The 17,989-nt window shown below is 71.9% G+C and carries 14 protein-coding genes; 9 read left to right on the top strand and 5 right to left on the bottom strand.

Annotated features, from left to right (window positions below; genetic code table 11):
* Positions 1-32: 32 nt before the first annotated feature.
* Positions 33-1,214 carry a glycosyl hydrolase family 8 gene (locus ACFWY5_RS07480; RefSeq protein WP_379630834.1) on the top strand — a complete coding sequence of 394 codons (1,182 nt, stop codon included), beginning with the start codon at positions 33-35 and terminating at the stop codon, positions 1,212-1,214.
* Here ACFWY5_RS07480 and ACFWY5_RS07485 read toward each other — a convergent pair.
* Together ACFWY5_RS07485 and ACFWY5_RS07490 are read right to left on the bottom strand one after the other, a co-directional pair.
* Complete coding sequence (locus tag ACFWY5_RS07485; protein WP_379630835.1) at positions 1,211-4,687, bottom strand: DUF4153 domain-containing protein; 3,477 nt, start codon at positions 4,685-4,687, stop codon at positions 1,211-1,213. The genes ACFWY5_RS07480 and ACFWY5_RS07485 overlap by 4 nt on opposite strands.
* Positions 4,684-5,358, bottom strand: coding sequence for a response regulator (locus ACFWY5_RS07490; protein WP_379621864.1), 675 nt, complete (start codon positions 5,356-5,358; stop codon positions 4,684-4,686). The genes ACFWY5_RS07485 and ACFWY5_RS07490 overlap by 4 nt, the downstream gene beginning before the upstream one ends.
* 73 nt (positions 5,359-5,431) lie before the next feature.
* Here ACFWY5_RS07490 and ACFWY5_RS07495 point away from each other — a divergent pair, with 73 nt between their 5' ends.
* Entirely contained in the window at positions 5,432-6,292 is an 861-nt protein-coding gene (locus ACFWY5_RS07495) for an arylamine N-acetyltransferase (RefSeq protein WP_379630836.1), read from the top strand.
* Here the strand turns inward: ACFWY5_RS07495 and ACFWY5_RS07500 are convergent.
* Complete coding sequence (locus ACFWY5_RS07500) at positions 6,252-7,721, bottom strand: alpha/beta hydrolase (RefSeq protein WP_379630837.1); 1,470 nt, start codon at positions 7,719-7,721, stop codon at positions 6,252-6,254. The two genes, ACFWY5_RS07495 and ACFWY5_RS07500, sit on opposite strands and share 41 nt — an antisense overlap.
* Positions 7,722-7,829: 108 nt before the next feature.
* Here ACFWY5_RS07500 and ACFWY5_RS07505 point away from each other — a divergent pair, with 108 nt between their 5' ends.
* Together ACFWY5_RS07505 and ACFWY5_RS07510 are read left to right on the top strand one after the other, a co-directional pair.
* Positions 7,830-9,920, top strand: a complete 2,091-nt coding sequence (locus tag ACFWY5_RS07505; protein ID WP_379630838.1) for a hypothetical protein — start codon at positions 7,830-7,832, stop codon at positions 9,918-9,920.
* 91 nt (positions 9,921-10,011) lie between these two features.
* Entirely contained in the window at positions 10,012-10,203 is a 192-nt protein-coding gene (locus ACFWY5_RS07510) for a hypothetical protein (RefSeq protein WP_379621872.1), read from the top strand.
* A gap of 45 nt (positions 10,204-10,248) precedes the next feature.
* On the opposite strand, the gene ACFWY5_RS07515 is transcribed toward ACFWY5_RS07510, so the two are convergent.
* Together ACFWY5_RS07515 and ACFWY5_RS07520 are read right to left on the bottom strand one after the other, a co-directional pair.
* Positions 10,249-10,557 carry a DUF3817 domain-containing protein gene (locus ACFWY5_RS07515; RefSeq protein WP_379621874.1) on the bottom strand — a complete coding sequence of 103 codons (309 nt, stop codon included), beginning with the start codon at positions 10,555-10,557 and terminating at the stop codon, positions 10,249-10,251.
* An 8-nt stretch (positions 10,558-10,565) separates the two neighbouring features.
* Positions 10,566-11,348: an SURF1 family protein gene (locus ACFWY5_RS07520; protein WP_379621876.1), complete on the bottom strand. Its 783-nt coding sequence runs from the start codon at positions 11,346-11,348 to the stop codon at positions 10,566-10,568.
* Positions 11,349-11,453: 105 nt separating this feature from the next.
* On the opposite strand from ACFWY5_RS07520, the gene ACFWY5_RS07525 reads away from it, so the two are divergent.
* The 5 genes from ACFWY5_RS07525 (at position 11,454) to ACFWY5_RS07545 (ending at position 17,910) form a co-directional block, all read left to right on the top strand.
* Positions 11,454-11,621: a hypothetical protein gene (locus ACFWY5_RS07525; protein ID WP_379621878.1), complete on the top strand. Its 168-nt coding sequence runs from the start codon at positions 11,454-11,456 to the stop codon at positions 11,619-11,621.
* A 316-nt stretch (positions 11,622-11,937) separates the two neighbouring features.
* On the top strand, positions 11,938-12,756 hold the full coding sequence (locus ACFWY5_RS07530) for a M24 family metallopeptidase (RefSeq protein WP_379630839.1): 819 nt from the start codon (positions 11,938-11,940) through the stop codon (positions 12,754-12,756).
* Positions 12,753-13,640 (top strand): metal-dependent hydrolase, encoded by an 888-nt coding sequence (locus ACFWY5_RS07535; RefSeq protein ID WP_379630840.1) that lies wholly within the window; start codon positions 12,753-12,755, stop codon positions 13,638-13,640. The genes ACFWY5_RS07530 and ACFWY5_RS07535 overlap by 4 nt, the downstream gene beginning before the upstream one ends.
* Positions 13,637-15,091 carry a flavin-containing monooxygenase gene (locus tag ACFWY5_RS07540; protein WP_379630841.1) on the top strand — a complete coding sequence of 485 codons (1,455 nt, stop codon included), beginning with the start codon at positions 13,637-13,639 and terminating at the stop codon, positions 15,089-15,091. The genes ACFWY5_RS07535 and ACFWY5_RS07540 overlap by 4 nt, the downstream gene beginning before the upstream one ends.
* 59 nt (positions 15,092-15,150) lie before the next feature.
* Entirely contained in the window at positions 15,151-17,910 is a 2,760-nt protein-coding gene (locus ACFWY5_RS07545) for a DUF6493 family protein (protein ID WP_379630842.1), read from the top strand.
* The last annotated feature ends 79 nt before the right edge of the window (positions 17,911-17,989 follow it).

Raw genomic sequence — 17,989 nt, forward strand, 5'->3', positions numbered from 1 at the left:
TACCGTCTGGCGACTCATCAGAAGGGACACCCGTGCGCCGCCTGACCATCCTTTCCCTAGCAGTCCTGATAGCCGGCGCCACCGGATGCGCGGGTGCGCGGCCCGACGCGAAGCCCGCCGCCACCGGCCCCGCCTCCCTGGAGCAGCCGGTGCCGTTCGGCAGTCACCGCGTGCCGTACGCGCAGGGTGTGCTGCGCCCGAAGGGCGACGCGGACGGGCAGGTGCGCGACTACTACGGCAGGTGGAAGGCGGCCTTCGTCACCGCGAAGTGCGGCTCGCTGCAGGTGATCTCGCCGGACGCCGACCACCCGTACGTCGCGGAGGCGCAGGGCTACGGCCTGGTCATCGCGGCCACGATGGGCGACAGGGACCTCTTCGACGGCATCCTCGGCTACGTCGAGGCGCACCCGTCGGTCAACAACCCCGACCTGCTCGCCGCCGAGCAGGACAAGAACTGCAAGAGCGTCAACGGCTCCGACTCGGCCACCGACGGCGACCTCGACGTGGCCTACGGCCTGCTCATGGCCCAGCGGCAGTGGGGTGGCGGCTACCGGGACAAGGCGGTCAAGCGGATCGCCGCGATCAAGGAGTCGGAGGTGAACCCGGACACCAAGCTGGTCAAGCTGGGCGACTGGGCCACCCAGGACGACCCGCTGGCGAAGGTCTCACGCACCTCCGACTGGATGATCGACCACTTCCGGGCCTTCGAGAAGATCGACCCGGCCTGGGCGGAGATCCGGCAGGCGCACCAGAAGCTCATCGCCGAGATCCCGAACGAGACCGGCCTGCTGCCCGACTTCGTGAAGAACGGCAAGCCGGTCAAGGGCCAGGTGCTGGAGGACGCGCACGACGGCGACTACAACTGGAACGCCCTGCGCGACCCGTGGCGCATCGGCGCCGACGCGGTGACCAGCGGCGACGCCGCCTCCACTGCCGCCGCCCGCAAGATGAGCATCTGGATCTCCAAGGTCGGCGACCCCGAGAAGATCGCCGGCGGCTACACCCTGGACGGCAAGCCGCTGGAGGAGGGGCCCGAGCCGGCGTTCGTGGCGCCGTTCGCGGTGGCCGCGCTCGTCCAGCCGGACGGGCAGGCCTGGCTGGACAAGCTGTGGGCGTACCTGACCTCGCGGGAGATCGGGAAGAAGGACTACTTCGCGGCCACCGTGCAGCTCCAGTCGATGATCGTCGCCTCCGGCAACCACTGGGTGCCCTAGCTGCCCCTGGTGCCGGACACGCAGTTGGCCCGGACGTTGACCGGTTGCCTGGCGAGCAGCTCCCTGGCCTGTGAACGGGCCAGGTTCCAGCCGTTCCACGGGTCCGGCGCGTCCAGGCCGTTGGCCTTGACCACGTTGAACAGCACGCAGCTTCGCTGGGGCTCCGGCAGCCGGACGAGCGCGGGCACGGCCTCCGCGCCCAGGTCGCCCAGGTAGTCGGAGTCCATCTGCGCCACGCCGCGCACCGCCACCTGGGTCTCGGCCACGCGCAGGTCCGGGTTGACCATGGCGAAGGTACCCAGGCCGAGCGCCGTCACCAGGACGATCGTGCGCGGCAGCCAGCCCGAGCCGCGGCCCGCCAGCCGGGCCGCCCCGGCCAGCAGGACCAGCGCGAACACCACGCCGAGCCACCAGACCGTGGCCTGGACCGAGATCCGCAGCCGCGACAGCCCGTACACCTCGGTGTAGAGGTCCATGCGGTGCAGCGCGGAGGCCAGGATGACCAGCGTCAGCGCGCACAGCACGCCCAGCTGACCGGCCAGCACCCAGCGCTCGCGGCGGCCGGTGCGCAGCACGCCCCCGGCCACGGCCACGATGCCGAGCACGATCATGCTGACCAGGACGAGCTGGAAGAAGCCCTCCCTGGCGTACTCGGCATAGGTCAGGCCCTCGGTGTTGCGCACCGTCGCCGCGCCGCCGAACAGGAACCTGATCTGCACCGCCACGAACGCGCCGAACAGCAGGTTCAGCGCGGTCAGCGGCACCAGCCAGACCGTCCGCGCGATCGTGACCTTGACGCCGGGTCCGATGGGGTCCTTGACCGGCCGCAGCGCGACCAGGACCAGCGCCGACAGCAGCGCCCCGAACACCGCGAACAGCACGACGCGCGACGGGAGCGACTCCATCCAGTCGGGCGTGGCCGTCAGCCGCTCCAGGTACCTGGCGAACACGCGGTCGGCCGAGGCGAACAACAGCCCGAACACCCCGACCAGCACCACCGCGATGCCCACACCCGCCAGCGTCGGCATGATCCGCCGCCGGGCGACCAGGCGCTTGACCGGCCCCGACAGCAGCCAGGGCACCGGGCCGAGCGCCAGCACCACCGACATGCCGCCCCTGATCACGCCCAGCCAGCCGGTGCCCGCGCCGGAGACCGCCAGCGCGATCAGCCCGGCCCCGGCCGTCACCATGATCAGGACCAGCCAGTCGGCGTCCCTGATCACGGCCGTCGAGATCAGCCAGTAGCCGGTCAGCCCGAACGCCAGCGTCCACGGCGTCGCCCTGCGCAGCACCGCCGGGAGCGCGCCGGCCCCGAGCACCAGCGCGACCAGCACCAGGCCGAGCCCGCTCTGCGCGTCCGGCAGCGCCACGGCGGCGAACACCCCCGCACCCGCCGCCGCCGGAAGCAGCCAGCGCGGCGTCTCGGGCAGCTCCGGCTTCGGCAGCAGCGGGGGCGGCTGGTAGGGGGGCGGCGGAGGTCCGTAGGCGCCCGGCGCGAGGGGCTGCGGAGGTCTCTGCTGCCTGTACGGCTGCCGCGCCGCCGTATCGGCGGCCACAACCGAGCCGACGGCGCCACCCGCGGCCGTGGCCAGGATCAGCGTGACCAGCGCGGCCACGCCCCCGAACGCGACACCCATGACGACGGCGGCGAACAGCCCGACAAGGAACCCGGCCAGCAACCCCAGGAAGATCCCCCAGAACAACCGCCCGAACCAGCTCCCCGACTGCCGCTGCCCACCACCCGCACCCGGAGCCCCACCCTCACCCGGAGCGGTTCGCACCGCCGCACCCGGAGCGGTCCGCACCGCCGCACCCGCAGGGGGCCGCACCGCCGCGCCCGCCCCGACCGGCACCGTCCGGGGAGGCGAGCCCGGCCCGACCGGCGTCGGTCGTGTGGCCGCGGTCTCGACCGGCACGGTGATCGGGCCGGTGCGGGTAGCCGCCGCCTCGGCCGCCACCGCCCCCTCGGCCCTCGCGGCCACCGCCACGCCGTCCTTCACCGTCGCGGGCACGCCTCCGGGCTGCGCCTCGGCCGTCACATCCGAAGCCCCGGCCGTCGCCTGGGCCGCCACGCCGTCCTGTGGGACCGCCGCCGTGCCATCCTGCGCCGCCGCCACGCCATCCTGTAGGACCGCCGCCACACCGTCCGGTGAGACCGCTGCCGCGCCGCCCTGTGAGACCGCCTCCGCGCCTCCGGCGGCGACGGCCCGCTGGTCCTGTACTGCGGGCGCGTCTTCCTGCGTCGCCCCGGCTGCTGCCTCTGCTGTTGCCTCTACCGGCATCTTGGCCGTCACTCCCGCCGTGACACCTGCCGTCACTCCCGCGGTCACTCCCGCAGTCACTCCCGCCGTAGCATCCGCCGTCGCCTCTGCCGCCACGACGGCCGGTTTGGCCGCGACCGCCTCCTGCCGTGGGTTGCCCGCCTCGGGGAGCGCCCGTTCCGCCCGGCGTTCCTCCCCGGTCCCGACCGATGTTTCCGCCATCGTGGTCCTCCCCGGTAAGTCGACGACCATCCGGCATCCGGTGCCGTCGCCGATGTGAATGGAGCCACCGTGCAGCTCGACGATCTCCTTGACGATGGCCAGCCCGAGCCCCGAGCCGCCCGAGTCGGCCGCCCGGCCGGAGTCCAGCCGGGAGAAGCGTTCGAACACGCGCGCCCTGGCCTCGGCGGGAATGCCCGGCCCCTCGTCGGCGACGGTGATGCGGATCCCCGCGCCCTGGCCCGCCCCCGTGATGGTGACCAGGGCGCCGGGCGGGCTGTGCCGTACCGCGTTGTCGAGGACGTTGGCCAGCACCTGGGCCAGCAGGTCGGGGTCGGCGCGCACCACGAGGCCGGGCGGGATCCGCCCTTCCAGCCGCACGTCCTCGCGCGCCAGCCCCGCCTCGCGCAGTGCCTGTTCGAGCAGCGGGCCGAGTTCGATCGCCTCGGGCTCGATCAGGCGGGCGCCGGAGTCGAGCCGCGACAGGTCGAGCAACTGGGTGACCAGGCGGCCGAGCCGTTCGGTCTGGGCGAGCGCGGTGCTCATCGTGACGGGGTCGGGCGTGGAGACGCCGTCGACGACGTTCTCGAGTACGGCCCGCAGCCCCGTGATCGGCGTGCGCAGCTCGTGGCTGACGTTGGCGATCAGCTCGCGGCGCTGCCTGTCGACCTCGGCCAGGTCGGCGGCCATCGCGTTGAACGCCCTGGCCAGCTCCCCCACCTCGTCACGCGAGGTGGCGCGGACCCGGAGTGCGTGGCTGCCCTTGGCGATGGTCTGCGCGGCCGAGGCCATCTCGCGCAGCGGCTTGGTCATGCCCCTGGCCAGCCACTGGACCATGATCAGCGCGAGGAGGGCGGCGACGGCGATGCGTACCTCGCGCGAGTAGCCGGAGTTGATGCCGACCTCGTTGACCACGAACGCCACGCCCACGGCCAGGACGATGACGAGGCCCAGCTTGACCTTGATGCGGCCGAGGAAGTCGAGTGGCCTCATCGCCGCACCAGGGCGTAGCCCACGCCGTGCACGGTGCGCACGACGTCCGGGCCGAGCTTGCGGCGCAGCGCCCGTACGTGGCTGTCGACGGTCCTGGTGGCGGCGGCCTCGGAGAAGCCCCACACGTCCGACAGCAGCCGGTCGCGCTCGAAGACCTGGCCGGGCCGCTCGGCCAGGCGGCGCAGCAGGTCGAACTCGGTCCGGGTGAGCTGGGCCTCCTGTCCCCCGACGAACACGCGGCGGGCGGCGGTGTCGATCTCCACCTCGCCCACGCGGATCACCGTGTCCTCGGCGGCCAGTTGGGCGGCCCGTTCGACCCGGCGCAGCAGCGCGTGGATCCTGGCGACCAGTTCGCGCATGCTGAACGGCTTGGCGATGTAGTCGTCCGCGCCCACCCCCAGCCCGACCAGCACGTCGGTCTCATCCCCGAGCGCCGTCAGCATCAGGACCGGCACCGGGCGGGCCGCCTGCATCCGGCGGCACACCTCGAGACCGTCGAGACCGGGCAGCAGGCGATCGAGGATCACCAGGTCGGGCTCGGCTCTGCCGTAGGCGGCCATCGCGCTCTCGCCGTCGCCGGCAACCTGGACGTCGAAGCCTTCGGCGGCCAGCCGGTCGCGTACCGCGCGTGCGATCGTCTCGTCGTCTTCGACGACCAGGACCCTTTTCACGACTCGAAGCCTAGAAGGGGACTGTGCAGACGACACTCGGCAATTTGTGGACATCCCGTGCAGACTTGTGCTCGTGAACGTCGCCGCGTACCTCTCCCGCATCGGCCGCCCCGACCTCCTCAACGCCCCGCCCAGTGCGGACAACCTGCGTGAACTCCACATCGCCCATATCGAACGGGTCTCCTACGAGGCGTTGCAGATCTGGCTCGGCCGGCCCACCACGGTCGACCCGCAGGAGTCCGCTGCCCGCATCATCGGCGGCCGGGGCGGCTACTGCTACCACCTCAACGGCGCCTTCTCCCTCCTGGCCACGGCGCTCGGCTACGAGGTCACCAAGCACCTCGCCGGCGCCCAGCAGGAGTCCGCCACCGGACCGCACCTCGCCGGCAACCACCTCGTGCTCACGGTCCGGCTGCCCGACGGCGAATGGCTGGTCGACCTCGGGCTCGGCGACGCCATCCGCGAGCCGCTCCCCCTGGTCGCGGGCACCTACCGCCAAGGACCCTTCGAGTACGGCCTGCGCCCCTCGGAGATCGCGCCCGGCGGCTGGCGCTTCGACCACGACCCGCGCGGATCGTTCGTCGGCATGGACTTCGGCCCGGCCCCCGCGCAGATGTCCGACTTCGCCGGCAAGCACCGCGAGCTGACCACCTCGCCGGATTCGGGCTTCGTCCGGGTCGCCGTCGTGCAGCGCCGCGACGCCGGCGGCGTGGACACCATGCGCGGCCTCGTGCTGACCAGGATCGGCGACCGCTCGCTGCGCACGACGATCACCACCCAGGCGGACTACTTCGCCGCGCTGGCCGACGTGTTCGGGCTCCCCATGGCCGACGTGAGCGCGCGGGAGCGGGAGAAGTTGTGGCGCAGGCTCCAGGAGGCCCAGGAGCGCTGGGTCAGCGGCAACGGCTCCCGGGTTCAGGCAGAGAGCCCTTGAGCAGGTAGGCGTCCACGGCGGCGTCGACGCAGGCGTTCTTGCCGCCGTAGGCGCCGTGGCGGTCGCCGTCCCAGGTGAGGAGCCGGGCGGAGGAGAGTTGCCCGGCGACGTCGGCGGCGTACTCGTAGACGCCGTCGGGGTCGCCGGTGTTGCCGACGATCAGGATGGGCGGGGCGCCCGCGCCGCTCAGGCGGCCGGCGTGCGGGTCGGCGGACTTGGGCCAATAGGCGCAGTTGAGCAGCGTCTGCCAGACCGCGGACGGGCCGAACCTGGGCGCGTCCGCGGCGATCTTCGCGGCCAGGCGGTCGAGGTCGCGCCTGCCGTACCTCTCGGTGTAGTCCGCGCAGTTGATGGCCATGTTGGCGTCCTGGAAGTTGCTGAACCCGCTCTCCTGGCTGCCGCCCGCCAGCCACGCGGACATCTCCAGCATCGGCCTTCCGTCGCCCTTGTAGGCCTTGGCCAGCGCGTTCTCCAGCTTGGGCCAGCCGTCGGGGCGGTAGAGCCCGTAGAGGACGGCCAGCCGCGCGGCGGGCTCGGTGAGTTCGCCGACCGGCAGGCCCCCGGCCAGGAAGCGGTCGAAGCGGTCGAGCACCTCCTCGCCGGTCGCGCCGATCGGGCAGTCCGCCCGTGCCCCGCAGGCGTCGGCGAAGCGGCGCAGACCCTTCTCGGTGCCGGCCATCTGGAGCCTGATCACCTCGAACTGGCCGAGCGTCGGATTGCCCGGCGAGTCGAGCACGAGCCGCCCGACGTTCCCGGGAAACAGGTCCGCGTACGTGGCCATGAGCGATCCGCCCCACGACAGCCCGAAAGCGGTGAGCTTGTCCTCGCCGAGCGCCTGTCTGATCCGGTCGAGGTCGCGCGCGTGGTTCCTGGTGCCGAGGTACGGCAGAAGCGGCCCGGCGGCCTTCTCACAGGCGGCCGTCACCTTCCTGGCGGCGGCGAAGGCGGCGTCCTTCTCCCGGTCGGTGTCCGGGGTGGGGTCGGCGGTGAACGCGGTGGCCAGGTCCTCCTTGGTGAGGCACTGGACGGGGCTGCTCTCGCCGACGCCGCGCGGGTCGTACCCGATCAGGTCGTAGCGCTCGCCGAGGGTGTCGTGCGCCTTTGTCAGGACCCGCGGGAAGTCGAGGCCGGTCGCGCCGGGCCCGCCCGGGTTGAACACGAGGCTGCCGAGCCGCCTGGCGGGGTCGCGGGCCGGGACACGGGTGAGGGCCAGCGTGACGCGTTCGCCTCGGGGCCTGGCATGGTCGAGTGGGACGTCCAGCTTGCCGCACTCACGCGGACCGCACGCCGTCCACGCGATGCTGGTGTCCGTCCTGGTTTCAGGAGTCCGAGGTACGGCCGGCGGCGCGGCCTGGCAACCGGCGGCGAGGACGAGGGCGATGGGAAGGAGTTTCCGCATGCTGTCGAGGGTGCCGGGAAGGCTGGGCACCAGCCCACCTCACCAGGCACGATTCCGGGTAAACACATCGGTGTACCCCCCGCGCATGGCTATGCCCGGAGATATCCCGCTATCGTGCGTTTCGAAATGGGAGAAAGCATGAAGCTGGGCGGGCGCTATCGGCTGCTGAACCCCTTGGGCGAAGGCACGGTACGGCTGGCCTTCGACGAGGTGGCGCACCGTGACGTCGCCGTCAGGGACATGCGGGCGCAGCCGGCCGAGGAGGCCCGGCGGGCGCTCGGACTGCGGCATCCATCGATCGTCCCACTCCTCGACCTCGTGGAGGAGGAGGGCGGGCCGTGGCTGGTCACGGAGTTCGTGTCCGGGGCGTCGCTGGCGCGTACCGTCGACGCCAAGCGGCCCCTGCCGGAGCTCCAGGCCGCCCGCGCCGGGCTGTGCCTCCTGGAGGCCCTGACGACCGCGCACGGGGCCGGGATCGTGCACGGCAACCTCAATCCCGGCAAGGTCATGCTCACGGCGACCGGCCGCGCCGTACTGACCGGCTTCGGCCTGCCGCACCCCGGCCTGCGCCCGCCCGCTGACCTGTGGTCGCTCGCCGCCACCCTGCACTTCGCGGTGGAGGGCCGCCCGCCGGGCACCGCACCGGCCACCGACCCCGAGCCGTTGCGCGCCCTGATCCGCGCCATGCTCGACCCCGCCGGACCGCCGTCCCTGGACGACATCACCTCCACCTTGACCCGCCTGGCACTCAACCACCCCATCGCCACCACCCACCCCCTGTCGGTCCCCACCACAGGCAGCTTCCCCCCGACCCCGGCCACACCTCCCGGCCACCCGTCGCCGCCCCCCTTCGACCAACCAGCGGACCCAGCCCTCGGCCACGCAGCGGGCCCGGACTTCGGCCACACGGCAGATCCGGCCTTCAGCCACACGGCGGGCCTGGACTTCGGCCAACCCACGGGCCCGGAACTCGGCCATCCCGGTGACCCTGCGCCGCCCGTGCTTGGTCATCTGGCTGAGACCCCGCCCTTGGGCACCCCCATCGCCCCGCACCTCGGTGGCGAGGCCCCGGCACACCCCGGCGACCAGAGCGCCCTGGCACCCGCCCCGCAGGACGAGGCGCCCAGCCCGCCCGCCAAGTCCCGCCTGCTGGGCCTGCGCAAGGTGTTCGGCCGACGCCGCCAGTCCCCGCCCGCCCCCGAGAACCCGCCACCCACCGAGCCACCGCTCACCGCACCGCCCGTCATCACCCCCGAAACACCCATCCAGCACCCGCACGCCCCCTTCCCGCACGACGCCCCACCCCAGGACGACACCCCCTTCCCGCAGCACCCGCACGCCCCCTTCCCGTATGACGCCCCACCCCAGGACGTCCCCTTCCCGCAGCCCCCGAACGCGCCACCGCAGAACCCGCCCACCCCCCACCCCGTGGAAGCCCCTTTCGGGCACCCCGTGGACAGTCCCTTCGCACCGCAGTCCCCGGACGCCTTCCCCACACCGCCGGACGCCCCCTTCCCGCCTCCCGAGCCCTCCCCGGCGCCTCCGGCCGACGACTCCTACCCGACGCCACCGGTAGCCGCGTTCCCCACACCGCCCGCCGGCAGCTTCCCGGGGCCGGCCGACGGCTTCCCCACGCCACCCGCCCAGAACTTCCCGACGCCACCTGTAGAGCCCGCGCCGCTCAGTGACGTGCTGTACCCGTCGCCCTCCTGGCCGGTCGCCTACGACCCCGCGCCCCCGCACAGACCACGCCATGCCGCCCCCGGCGCCACCCCGGTGGATCGGGCGCTGGATCAGGTGATCGGCACCACCGGCCCGCTTCCTCCGGTCCAGGTGGCCGCGATCGGGCTGGCCGTACTGGATCAGCTTGTGGGTCTGCACGCTCGCGGCGAGCACCACGGCGACATCCGCCCCGGCAACATCCTGCTGTCCCCGTCGGGCCAGGCCATTCTCAGCCCGCCGCTGATGCCGAACGGGATCTCCGCCTACACCGCCCCCGAGGGCGCGACGGGACCGGCCGCGGACATGTGGTCGCTGGGTGCGACGCTGTTCGCCGCGGTCGAGGGGCTGCCGCCGGCTCCGGGCGCGCCGCTGACGAGGGCGGGCGCGCTGGCGGCGGTACTGTACGCGTTGCTGGCCGGCGATCCGGCGGCCAGACCGGCCCCGGCGCCCCTACGCCAGGAGTTCCTGACCATCTCCCAAAGCCTCGACCCACGCGACATATCGTGAATGGAACCCCACCGGTCCCCCACTCGTTGGACCGAAGACGCACAATGTGAGAGAGGCGGGGCGCGCGCTCCGCGTTCGGAGGAAGTTGAGGATGTCGCCAATCCAGAAGTACGCGGTAGGCGCCGGCGCCGCCGTACTGCTCTCGCTGATCTTCCTGCCGGGTTGGCTCACCCTGCTGGTCGTCCTCGGCGTGGTCGCCGCTCCGGTGGTCGGCTATTTCATGCTCGACCCGTCCCAGCGCGAGCGCCTCAAGCGCGTGCGCAGGCGCGGCATCGGCAACTGAGCCAGCTAAAAACGGCGAGGGCCCGGAGAGCGGCCCTCGCCGTACTCAGGCCTGCGCCAGGGCGGTCTGCACGCGCTGGGTCACCCGGCGCTCGACGTAGAACGACAGGAACGGCACCGTCCCGCCGAGCATGATGCCCAGCATGTACGGCCAGCTCCACCGCGCCTTCATGCCCAGGTTCATGACCGTGACCAGGTAGACCATGTACAGGAACCCGTGCACCTGCGCGATGATCAGCCCAGGCCACCACGTGACCCGGACGACGTAGTTGAGGAACATGCCCACGCAGAGCACGAGCAGCATCACGCCGACCATGTAGGCGAGCACCCGGAAGGGCTTGAGGGCGGACTCCACTAGTTTTCCTAACCTTCCAGAACCATCTCAGGGGACTGTCGAGCACGGCCCCGATCACCCCGTACGGCGTCGCGTACGAAGTGGAACCACATGAAGACGGCGAACCCCGCGAAGATCCACCAGTTGGCCGCATAGGCCGCGTTGCGCCACGTGAACGTACCGCCGACGACCGGCGGCGCCACCGAGACCGGGGCGAGCGCGCCGGAGGCGGGCTGCGCGACGACGAACCCGTTGCGCACCTTCTCGCCCTTCCACAGGTTGATCAGCTCGCCCGTGGAAACGGTCTGCACCTGCCCAGCGGGCAGTCCCTCCGCGCGCCGCTGCACGCTGTCGGTCCCCTGCGGGGGCCGTAGCCGCCCCGACACGTTCACGTTCCCAGCCGGTACGGCGGCGCCCGCGTCACCGGCCGAGGCCACCCACCCGCGCACCACGGGCATGAGCGTCCCGTCGGCGAGCCGGAGCGGCGTGAGCACCCAGAAGCCCTTGTCCCGCGCGACGTTGCCGCCCGGCGTGTCCACGCTGGGCCTGCGGTCGGCGACGAGAAGCTGCCGTTCCCCGTCGTAGACGCCCTGCGCGGTGACCTTCCGCCCCACGGCCGCGTTCTCGAACCCGGCGCCCACCTTGGCCAGGCCGTCCACGGCGACCGGGGCGGGATCGGTGGCCGCGTGCGGCTTGCCGGAGTCCTGGAAGACCCCGAGCTGCCAGCGGCCGAGCAGGATGAACGCGGTCAGGACCCCGATCGTGAGCAGATGCAGCCCGATCAGTCGTGGGGAGAACAGGGTCCTGAGCATGCTTCAAAACTATCCGCCGGACGGCGTGGTCCGTCATCAGGGGCACCCACACCAGTCCTGGCAAAAGGTGCAAACGGCTCACCTGTTCCGGCTAGAGTGCTGCGCATGTCTGACCAGCATCCCGACCCGGCCGGCAACACGCAGCAGTTCCGCGCGTTCGCACAGCAGAGCGAGCAGGACGGCGCGCGCAAGCGCTCGGCGGCCCTTCCCATCATCGCCGGTGTGGTCGTCCTCGCGATCATCGCGGTGGCGGTCTATCTCATCCTGAAGTAACCCGACTCCGACAAAGCCAAGCGCCGACGGCCACGCTCTCGGCGCTTTTCGTGTGCCCGGACATTCCCGCCCGCAGGTAAGCCCGGCGGCCCCGCCCGCGTGTAAGCCCGGCGGTCCCCCGCAGGTATGCCCGGCGGCCCCGACGCACGCCCTCCCAGCGCGGCCCGCAGCGGCCCGCGCCCGGCCCGACCGGCCGTCCCCGCGAACGAGCGCGCCTTGACGCCGTCGCCCCACCACCCGCACAGGTGGCCACAAGCATGCGATGTGACCCGGCTCACTCTGGACCGGGCAACTTCGGCTGACTACATTGGACAATGTGTCCAATAAGACTGCGGACCTCGACAGGTTCCGCGAGTTGCAGCAGCTCGCCTACCAGGGCGCCGAGCATGTCGCCGCGCGGCTCGAACCCGGGGTGACCGAGCGCATGGCCGCCACCGCCCTGCGAAAGTGGCTGGAGCGGCACGGAGCGGACGACTGGTTCCACGTGCCGTTCGCGTGGTTCGGCGAGCGGACGGCATTCCGGAAATTTCGGGTTCCGACCCAGTTCCTGCCTACTTCGCGACGGCTCGAAGAGGGCATGCCCTTCGTCCTGGACTGTGCGCCGGTCAGGGATGGGTTCGTCGCCGACATCGGGTATTCGGGGCGCCTGGGGGACAACGCCGACTGGGACGGGCTGGACCGGGATCTGGCCGGGTTCCGGGGGAAGATCCTGGAGCTGGTACGGGCCCGCCGTACCTTTCGCGATATCTACGCGGAAGTCGACCGGCTCATCGCCGAACAAGGGCATCGAAACCGGCACAAGGTTTATCCCGGGCGGGTGATCGGGCATCAGGTCGCCCGTATTCGCCTGGGCGGGCCGCGTTTCGTGGTTTTCCAGTCCTTCGGGGTCAGGACCCTGCGTACGATCGGGCGCGAACTCGTCAAGGAACGCCTCGAAGGCCGCTCCCCGCTCTGGGCGGGCGGCAAGGCCAGTGAGCATCCGCCGACCCCCGGGCTGTGGGCCGTCGAGCCGCATCTGGGCACCGCGGGTGACACGGTCGGCGCCAAGTTCGAGGAACTGCTGGTCGTCACCGAGGACGACGCCTACTGGCTGGATGACGACCTTCCCCACGTCCGCCGCTGGGAGTCCCGATGACCGACACCTCGATCAAGCCGCGCCGGGTCAGGTTCTCGTGGGAGGAGACGCCGCTGCACTGGGTGCCCGGCGACCCGTTCACCACGCACCTGATCAACGTGCTGCACATGCTGCTGCCCGCCGGTGAGCGCTGGTTCGTGCACGTGTTCAAGCAGGCCCTGCCGTACATCCAGGATCCGCGGCTGAAAGCCGAGGTCAAGGGGTTCATGGGGCAGGAGGGCACGCACGCGGTCGCGCACCAGCGGGTGCTGGAGCACATGAGGGAGCAGGGGCTCGACCCCGGGCCGTACGTCGAGAACATCGAGTGGATCTTCGAGCGGATGCTCGGCGACGACACGATGCCGCCGATCGCGCGGACGTACTGGCTGAAGGAGCGCGTGGCGCTGATCGCGGCCATCGAGCACTACACCGCGGTGCTCGGGCAGTGGATCCTGGACGCCCGGCCCCTGGACGACGCGGGCGCCGACGCGGTCATGATGGACCTGCTGCGCTGGCACGGCGCCGAGGAGGTCGAGCACAGGAGCGTGGCGTTCGACCTGTTCATGCACCTCGACGGCTCGTACGCGCGGCGCACGCGGACGATGATGGTCACCGGGCCGATGATCGTCCTGCTGCTGAAGCGGGGCGCCGGGTTCCTCATGGCCAACGACCCGATCCTGCGCGGGCGGCTGCGGGCGAAATGGACGCACTACTTCTACCGGGCGCACCAGGGGCGCGTGCCGACGTTGCGCAGCCTGGCGCTGGCCGTACCGCGCTATCTGCGGCCTGGCTTCCACCCCAGCCAGGAGGGTGATCTACGGCAGGCGCTCGACTACATCGCGATCTCCCCGGCGCATGCCGAGTTCCTTTCCCTGACGTCCGAGACCTACAGGAGGTCGCAGTGACTAAGCCCGGAATCGTGATCATCGGCTCGGGGTTCGCCGGCATCGGGATGGCGATCAAGCTCAAGGAGGCCGGCTTCGACGACTTCGTCATCCTCGAAAAGGCCGCCGACCTGGGCGGTACCTGGCGCGACAACGTCTACCCCGGTTGCGCGTGCGACGTGCCGTCGCACATGTACTCCTACTCGTTCGAGCTGAATCCCGGCTGGTCGCGGATGTTCTCCCCGCAGGATGAGATCTGGGAGTACATGCGGGCGTGCGTCGACAAGTACCGCATCGGGCCGCATATCCGGTACGGCAAGCAGGTCGCCGGCCTCGAATACGACGACGAGGCCAGGGAATGGCAGATCACCACCGAGGACGGCGCCACGATGCGGGCCAACGCCGTCATTTCGGGCATCGGCGCCCTCCATATCCCGAAATTTCCTGAAATCAAGGGACGTGAGGCCTTCGCCGGGCCGTCCTTCCACTCCAGCGCCTGGGACCACTCCGCCGACCTGGCCGGCAAGCGCGTCGCGGTCATCGGCACGGGCGCCTCTGCCATCCAGTTCGTCCCCCAGATCGCCCCCGTGGCCAGGGAACTCCTCCTCTTCCAGCGCACCCCGCCCTGGATCCAGGCCAAGCCCGACTTCGCCATCCCCGGCGCCATGCGCAGAGCCCTCGCTCTGCCCGGCGCCGCCCGCCTGCTGCGCAACACCGTCTACTGGGGCCTGGAGACCCGCGCCCTGGGCTTCGCCGTGGACCCGCGGCTGATGAAGATCCACGAGACCATGGCCCGCAGGCACCTCGAACGCCAGGTCCCCGACCCGGAACTGCGCGCCAAGCTCACCCCCGACTACACCATCGGCTGCAAGCGCATCCTGCTGTCCAGCGACTACTATCCCACCCTGACCAGGCCGAACGTCTCCCTGATCACCGACGGCATCACCGAGATCCGGGAGCGCTCGATCGTCGACGCGACCGGCACCGAGCACGAGGTCGACGTCATCGTCTACGGCACCGGCTTCAAGGTCACCGACTCGCTGCAGGAACAACGCATCGTCGGCAGGGGCGGCCGCAAGATCCAGGACGCCTGGCAGGACGGCATCGAGACCTACTACGGCATCACCACCGCCGGCTTCCCGAACCTGTTCTTCCTGCTCGGCCCCAACACCGGCCTCGGGCACAACTCGGTCGTCTTCATGATCGAGTCGCAGGTCCGCTATGTCATGAACTGCCTGCGCCTGCTCTCCAGAACCCAGGCCAAAGCCATCGACGTCAAACCCGGCCACCAGCGCACCTTCCAGGACCGCCTGCACCGGCGCCTCGACCCCCTGGTCTGGAACTCCGGCGGCTGCAAGTCCTGGTACCTCGACGAGCACGGCGTCAACCGCACGGTCTGGCCCGGCTTCACCTTCGAGTACTGGGCCCGCACCCTCCGCGTCGACCCCGCCGCCTACGACCTCATCTACTGACTCCAGGCATACGAACGCATCTCCGAAAACTGTCGGTGACGATCTTTACAGTCTTCCGCATGACGACTGGGGCATGGGAGGCGGTCCGCAAGGCCGTCGACGCCTATGACATGCACGCGGTGGCCCTGCTGGCCGCCGGTTTCGGCGACGACGAGCGCCGCGAGGTGGCAGCGGAGCTGACGGCGTACCTGCCGGTGGCGCGCAGGAACGGCGAGGAGGACGACGAGCGCCGCCTCGACCGCCGCCACGAGAAGTGGGAGGCGCTCCACGCCCGCGCCGACGAGCTGAACGTGCCTGCCCACAGCCTCCCCGAAGCCCAGCACCTCATGCTGCCCTGGATCTCCGAGCGCTGGATCGAGCCGATGCGCGTCGCCGGCGCCGCCACCCTCCCGGGCGCGGCCGCGGTGGCCGCCTGGCTCAACCGCCGCGAGCTGCGCCGCCCGATTGGCGGCTGGCGGGGGTCGATCGACGACGTCCCGCAGCTGGTCGCGGTCCTGTCGGCCCGTCCCGCCGCCTGGCAGTCCGATCTCGCGGTACGGCTCGCGCTCCGGCTGCGCGGCGCCCGGCCGGAGGCGGACAACCAGGTGCGCCTCGTGCTGGAGATGCTGCGCCGTACCGGAGCTGTACCACCCGAGCACGACCCGCTGACGCTGGCGTGGCTGGCCGCCGCCACCCCGTCGTCGTCCGCGACGCTGGCCAAGGACGGGCTGCTCGACGCGATGGTGCCGCGGTTGTTCGAGGCGGAGGGCGTGGGCAGGGCGCTGCGCGACTCGACGGACTGGCCGAAGGCGCTGCACAAGCTGACCGCGAGATCGTTGACCGGCGCGGCGCGGGTGTCCAGGAAGGCGCTGCTGTCGGGCTGCGTGCGCCGGTTCCTGCGCGGTGGGCAGGCAGCCGACCTGCGCTTCTTCGTACGGTTGCACGACCTGCTCGACCCCACCGACGGCGAGGTGGCCGAGCACGGGCGCGACTACCTGCGGCTGCTGCCCACCGCGCCGGGCAACGTGGCGGAGCCGGCGCTCAAGCGGGTGCGCAGGCTGGGCGAGCTGCCCGCCCACGAGGCGAGCGAGGCGGTGCTCGGGCTGCTGTTCCGGCAGGAGAGCAAGCTGGTCGCCGCCGGGCTGAGCTGGCTGGAGCGGCTGCTGCGCGACCCCGCCCACGACCTTGACGACTACGCCTCCGCGCTGGCCACGGCGTTGGCCGGTGAGTCCGCCGCCGTGCGCGATCGCGCGGTGAAGCTGGCGGTCAAACACGCGGCCCGGTTCAGCCCGCTCGGCGCCGAGACGATCAGGCAGGTCGTCGATCTCCTGCCCGCCGACCAGGGCGCCGCTCTCGCGAGCGCCTTCGGCGGCGAGGCCAACACCCCGGACCAGGCTCCCGCGCCGCTGCCGCCCCGGCCGCTGCCTCTGGCCCCGGAGCCGGGACCGTTCGCCGCCTCGCCGTCCACACCGGAGGAGCTGGCGGCGTTCCTGCCCACGGAGTTCGACTGGCCGAGCCAGGAGACGTGGCTCGACGCGTTCGTCCGGCTGGCCGCGGGCGACCGCGCCGCGCCGGCCGCCGGGCTGGCGGGACTGGCCGCCCGCTGCAAGGACCTGGAGTACTGGTCGTCGCCGTGGTGGGAAACCGCCGACTGGGCCGCCGCCATGGCCAGGGAGCTGACCGAGCCGGGCGCGGAACGCACCGCACCCTCCCGGGCCGGCCTGGCCGCGACCGCGGGGAGCCCGGTGGACGAGCAGATCCTGTCCAACCTGGCCGGCGTTCCCACCCGGACGATCGCCGAGCGCGTCCCCGGCCCCACGGAGTGCGACGCCTCGAAGTACCTGCCGCTGGCCCGGTATGCGGAGGTCTATCAAGCTCTGCTGGACGAACGGCTTCCGCCGTACCTGCTGGCCACCCCGAGCCGCGAGGACGGCGGGCTGGACGCGGCGGTGCTGGTGGAGCGCTTGGCGACATATCCGGACGGCATGCTCCCGCTCCCCACCGACCTGCGGCAGGCACTACTGCGGCTGCGAAGGACGGCGAGCGAGGAGGTGGTGGCACGGGCCCGGCGACTGCCCGGCGAGGCGGGGCGGATGGTGGCCGCGCGGCTGACCGCCCGGCCCGCGGAGCCGCAGGTGACGCTGCGGTGGACGATGCACGGCGACGACCCGCGCGTCGTCGCCGACATCATCCCGGCACCGGAGGATCGCGACCTTTTCCGCGACCTGCTGACGTTGCGGACACACGGTGAGTCGTGCGGACGGATGCTGGCCGTGCTGGCCGGATACCGGGAGGTGGCGGCGGCGCGGTCGGTGTACGGGCTGCTGTCCGCCTGGCCGATCGCCCGTCCGGACACGGACGACCTGCGCCGGTTGGCACTCGCCGACGGGCCGGCCGGACCGGGCATGGCGCTGCTGCTGGCCTGGGCGCTGTTGCGCGGGGACGGCGGCGCGGTGGCCAAGAGGCCGTTCCTGTGGCTGGCGGCCTCGGGCGACCTGCCGGGCGAGGAGGTCGGCAGGCAACTCGCCGCCCTGCTCCCCCACCTGAGACGCGACCTCCCGGACGCGCTGCGCACCCTGCGGGAACTGGCGGAGCTCGGGGCCCATCAGGAGGTATGGCAGGTGATGACCGGTCTACTCCCCGCCTACCTCCGAGCCGAACGCGCCACCACCACCCACACCCGCCTGGTCTCCTTCGCCGCCGACGCGGCCGCCTGGGCGGGAGCACGCGGCGACCTCCCGGCCATCACCGACCTGGCCACCCGAACCCGAACCAGCGACCTGGTCCGCCAGGCCCGCCGCCTCCACACCTACCTGACCACCCCAGCCCCCAACCCCTAAAGGAACCCCACCCCCCACCCCCACACCCCACCCCGGCCCCCGCCCTGCAACCGGACCCGACCCCGGGCTCGCCCTGCGC

It is taken from the genome of Nonomuraea sp. NPDC059007 (assembly GCF_042740555.1).
Lineage (GTDB): Bacteria > Actinomycetota > Actinomycetes > Streptosporangiales > Streptosporangiaceae > Nonomuraea.

Bases quoted from the DNA above. Each gene is read 5' to 3' on its own strand.
- ACFWY5_RS07485 (WP_379630835.1), bottom strand. From the start codon at position 4,687: ATGAGGCCACTCGACTTCCTCGGCCGCATCAAGGTCAAGCTGGGCCTC.
- ACFWY5_RS07505 (WP_379630838.1), top strand. From the start codon at position 7,830: ATGAAGCTGGGCGGGCGCTATCGGCTGCTGAACCCCTTGGGCGAAGGC.
- ACFWY5_RS07510 (WP_379621872.1), top strand. From the start codon at position 10,012: ATGTCGCCAATCCAGAAGTACGCGGTAGGCGCCGGCGCCGCCGTACTG.
- ACFWY5_RS07520 (WP_379621876.1), bottom strand. From the start codon at position 11,348: ATGCTCAGGACCCTGTTCTCCCCACGACTGATCGGGCTGCATCTGCTC.
- ACFWY5_RS07525 (WP_379621878.1), top strand. From the start codon at position 11,454: ATGTCTGACCAGCATCCCGACCCGGCCGGCAACACGCAGCAGTTCCGC.
- ACFWY5_RS07535 (WP_379630840.1), top strand. From the start codon at position 12,753: ATGACCGACACCTCGATCAAGCCGCGCCGGGTCAGGTTCTCGTGGGAG.
- ACFWY5_RS07545 (WP_379630842.1), top strand. From the start codon at position 15,151: ATGACGACTGGGGCATGGGAGGCGGTCCGCAAGGCCGTCGACGCCTAT.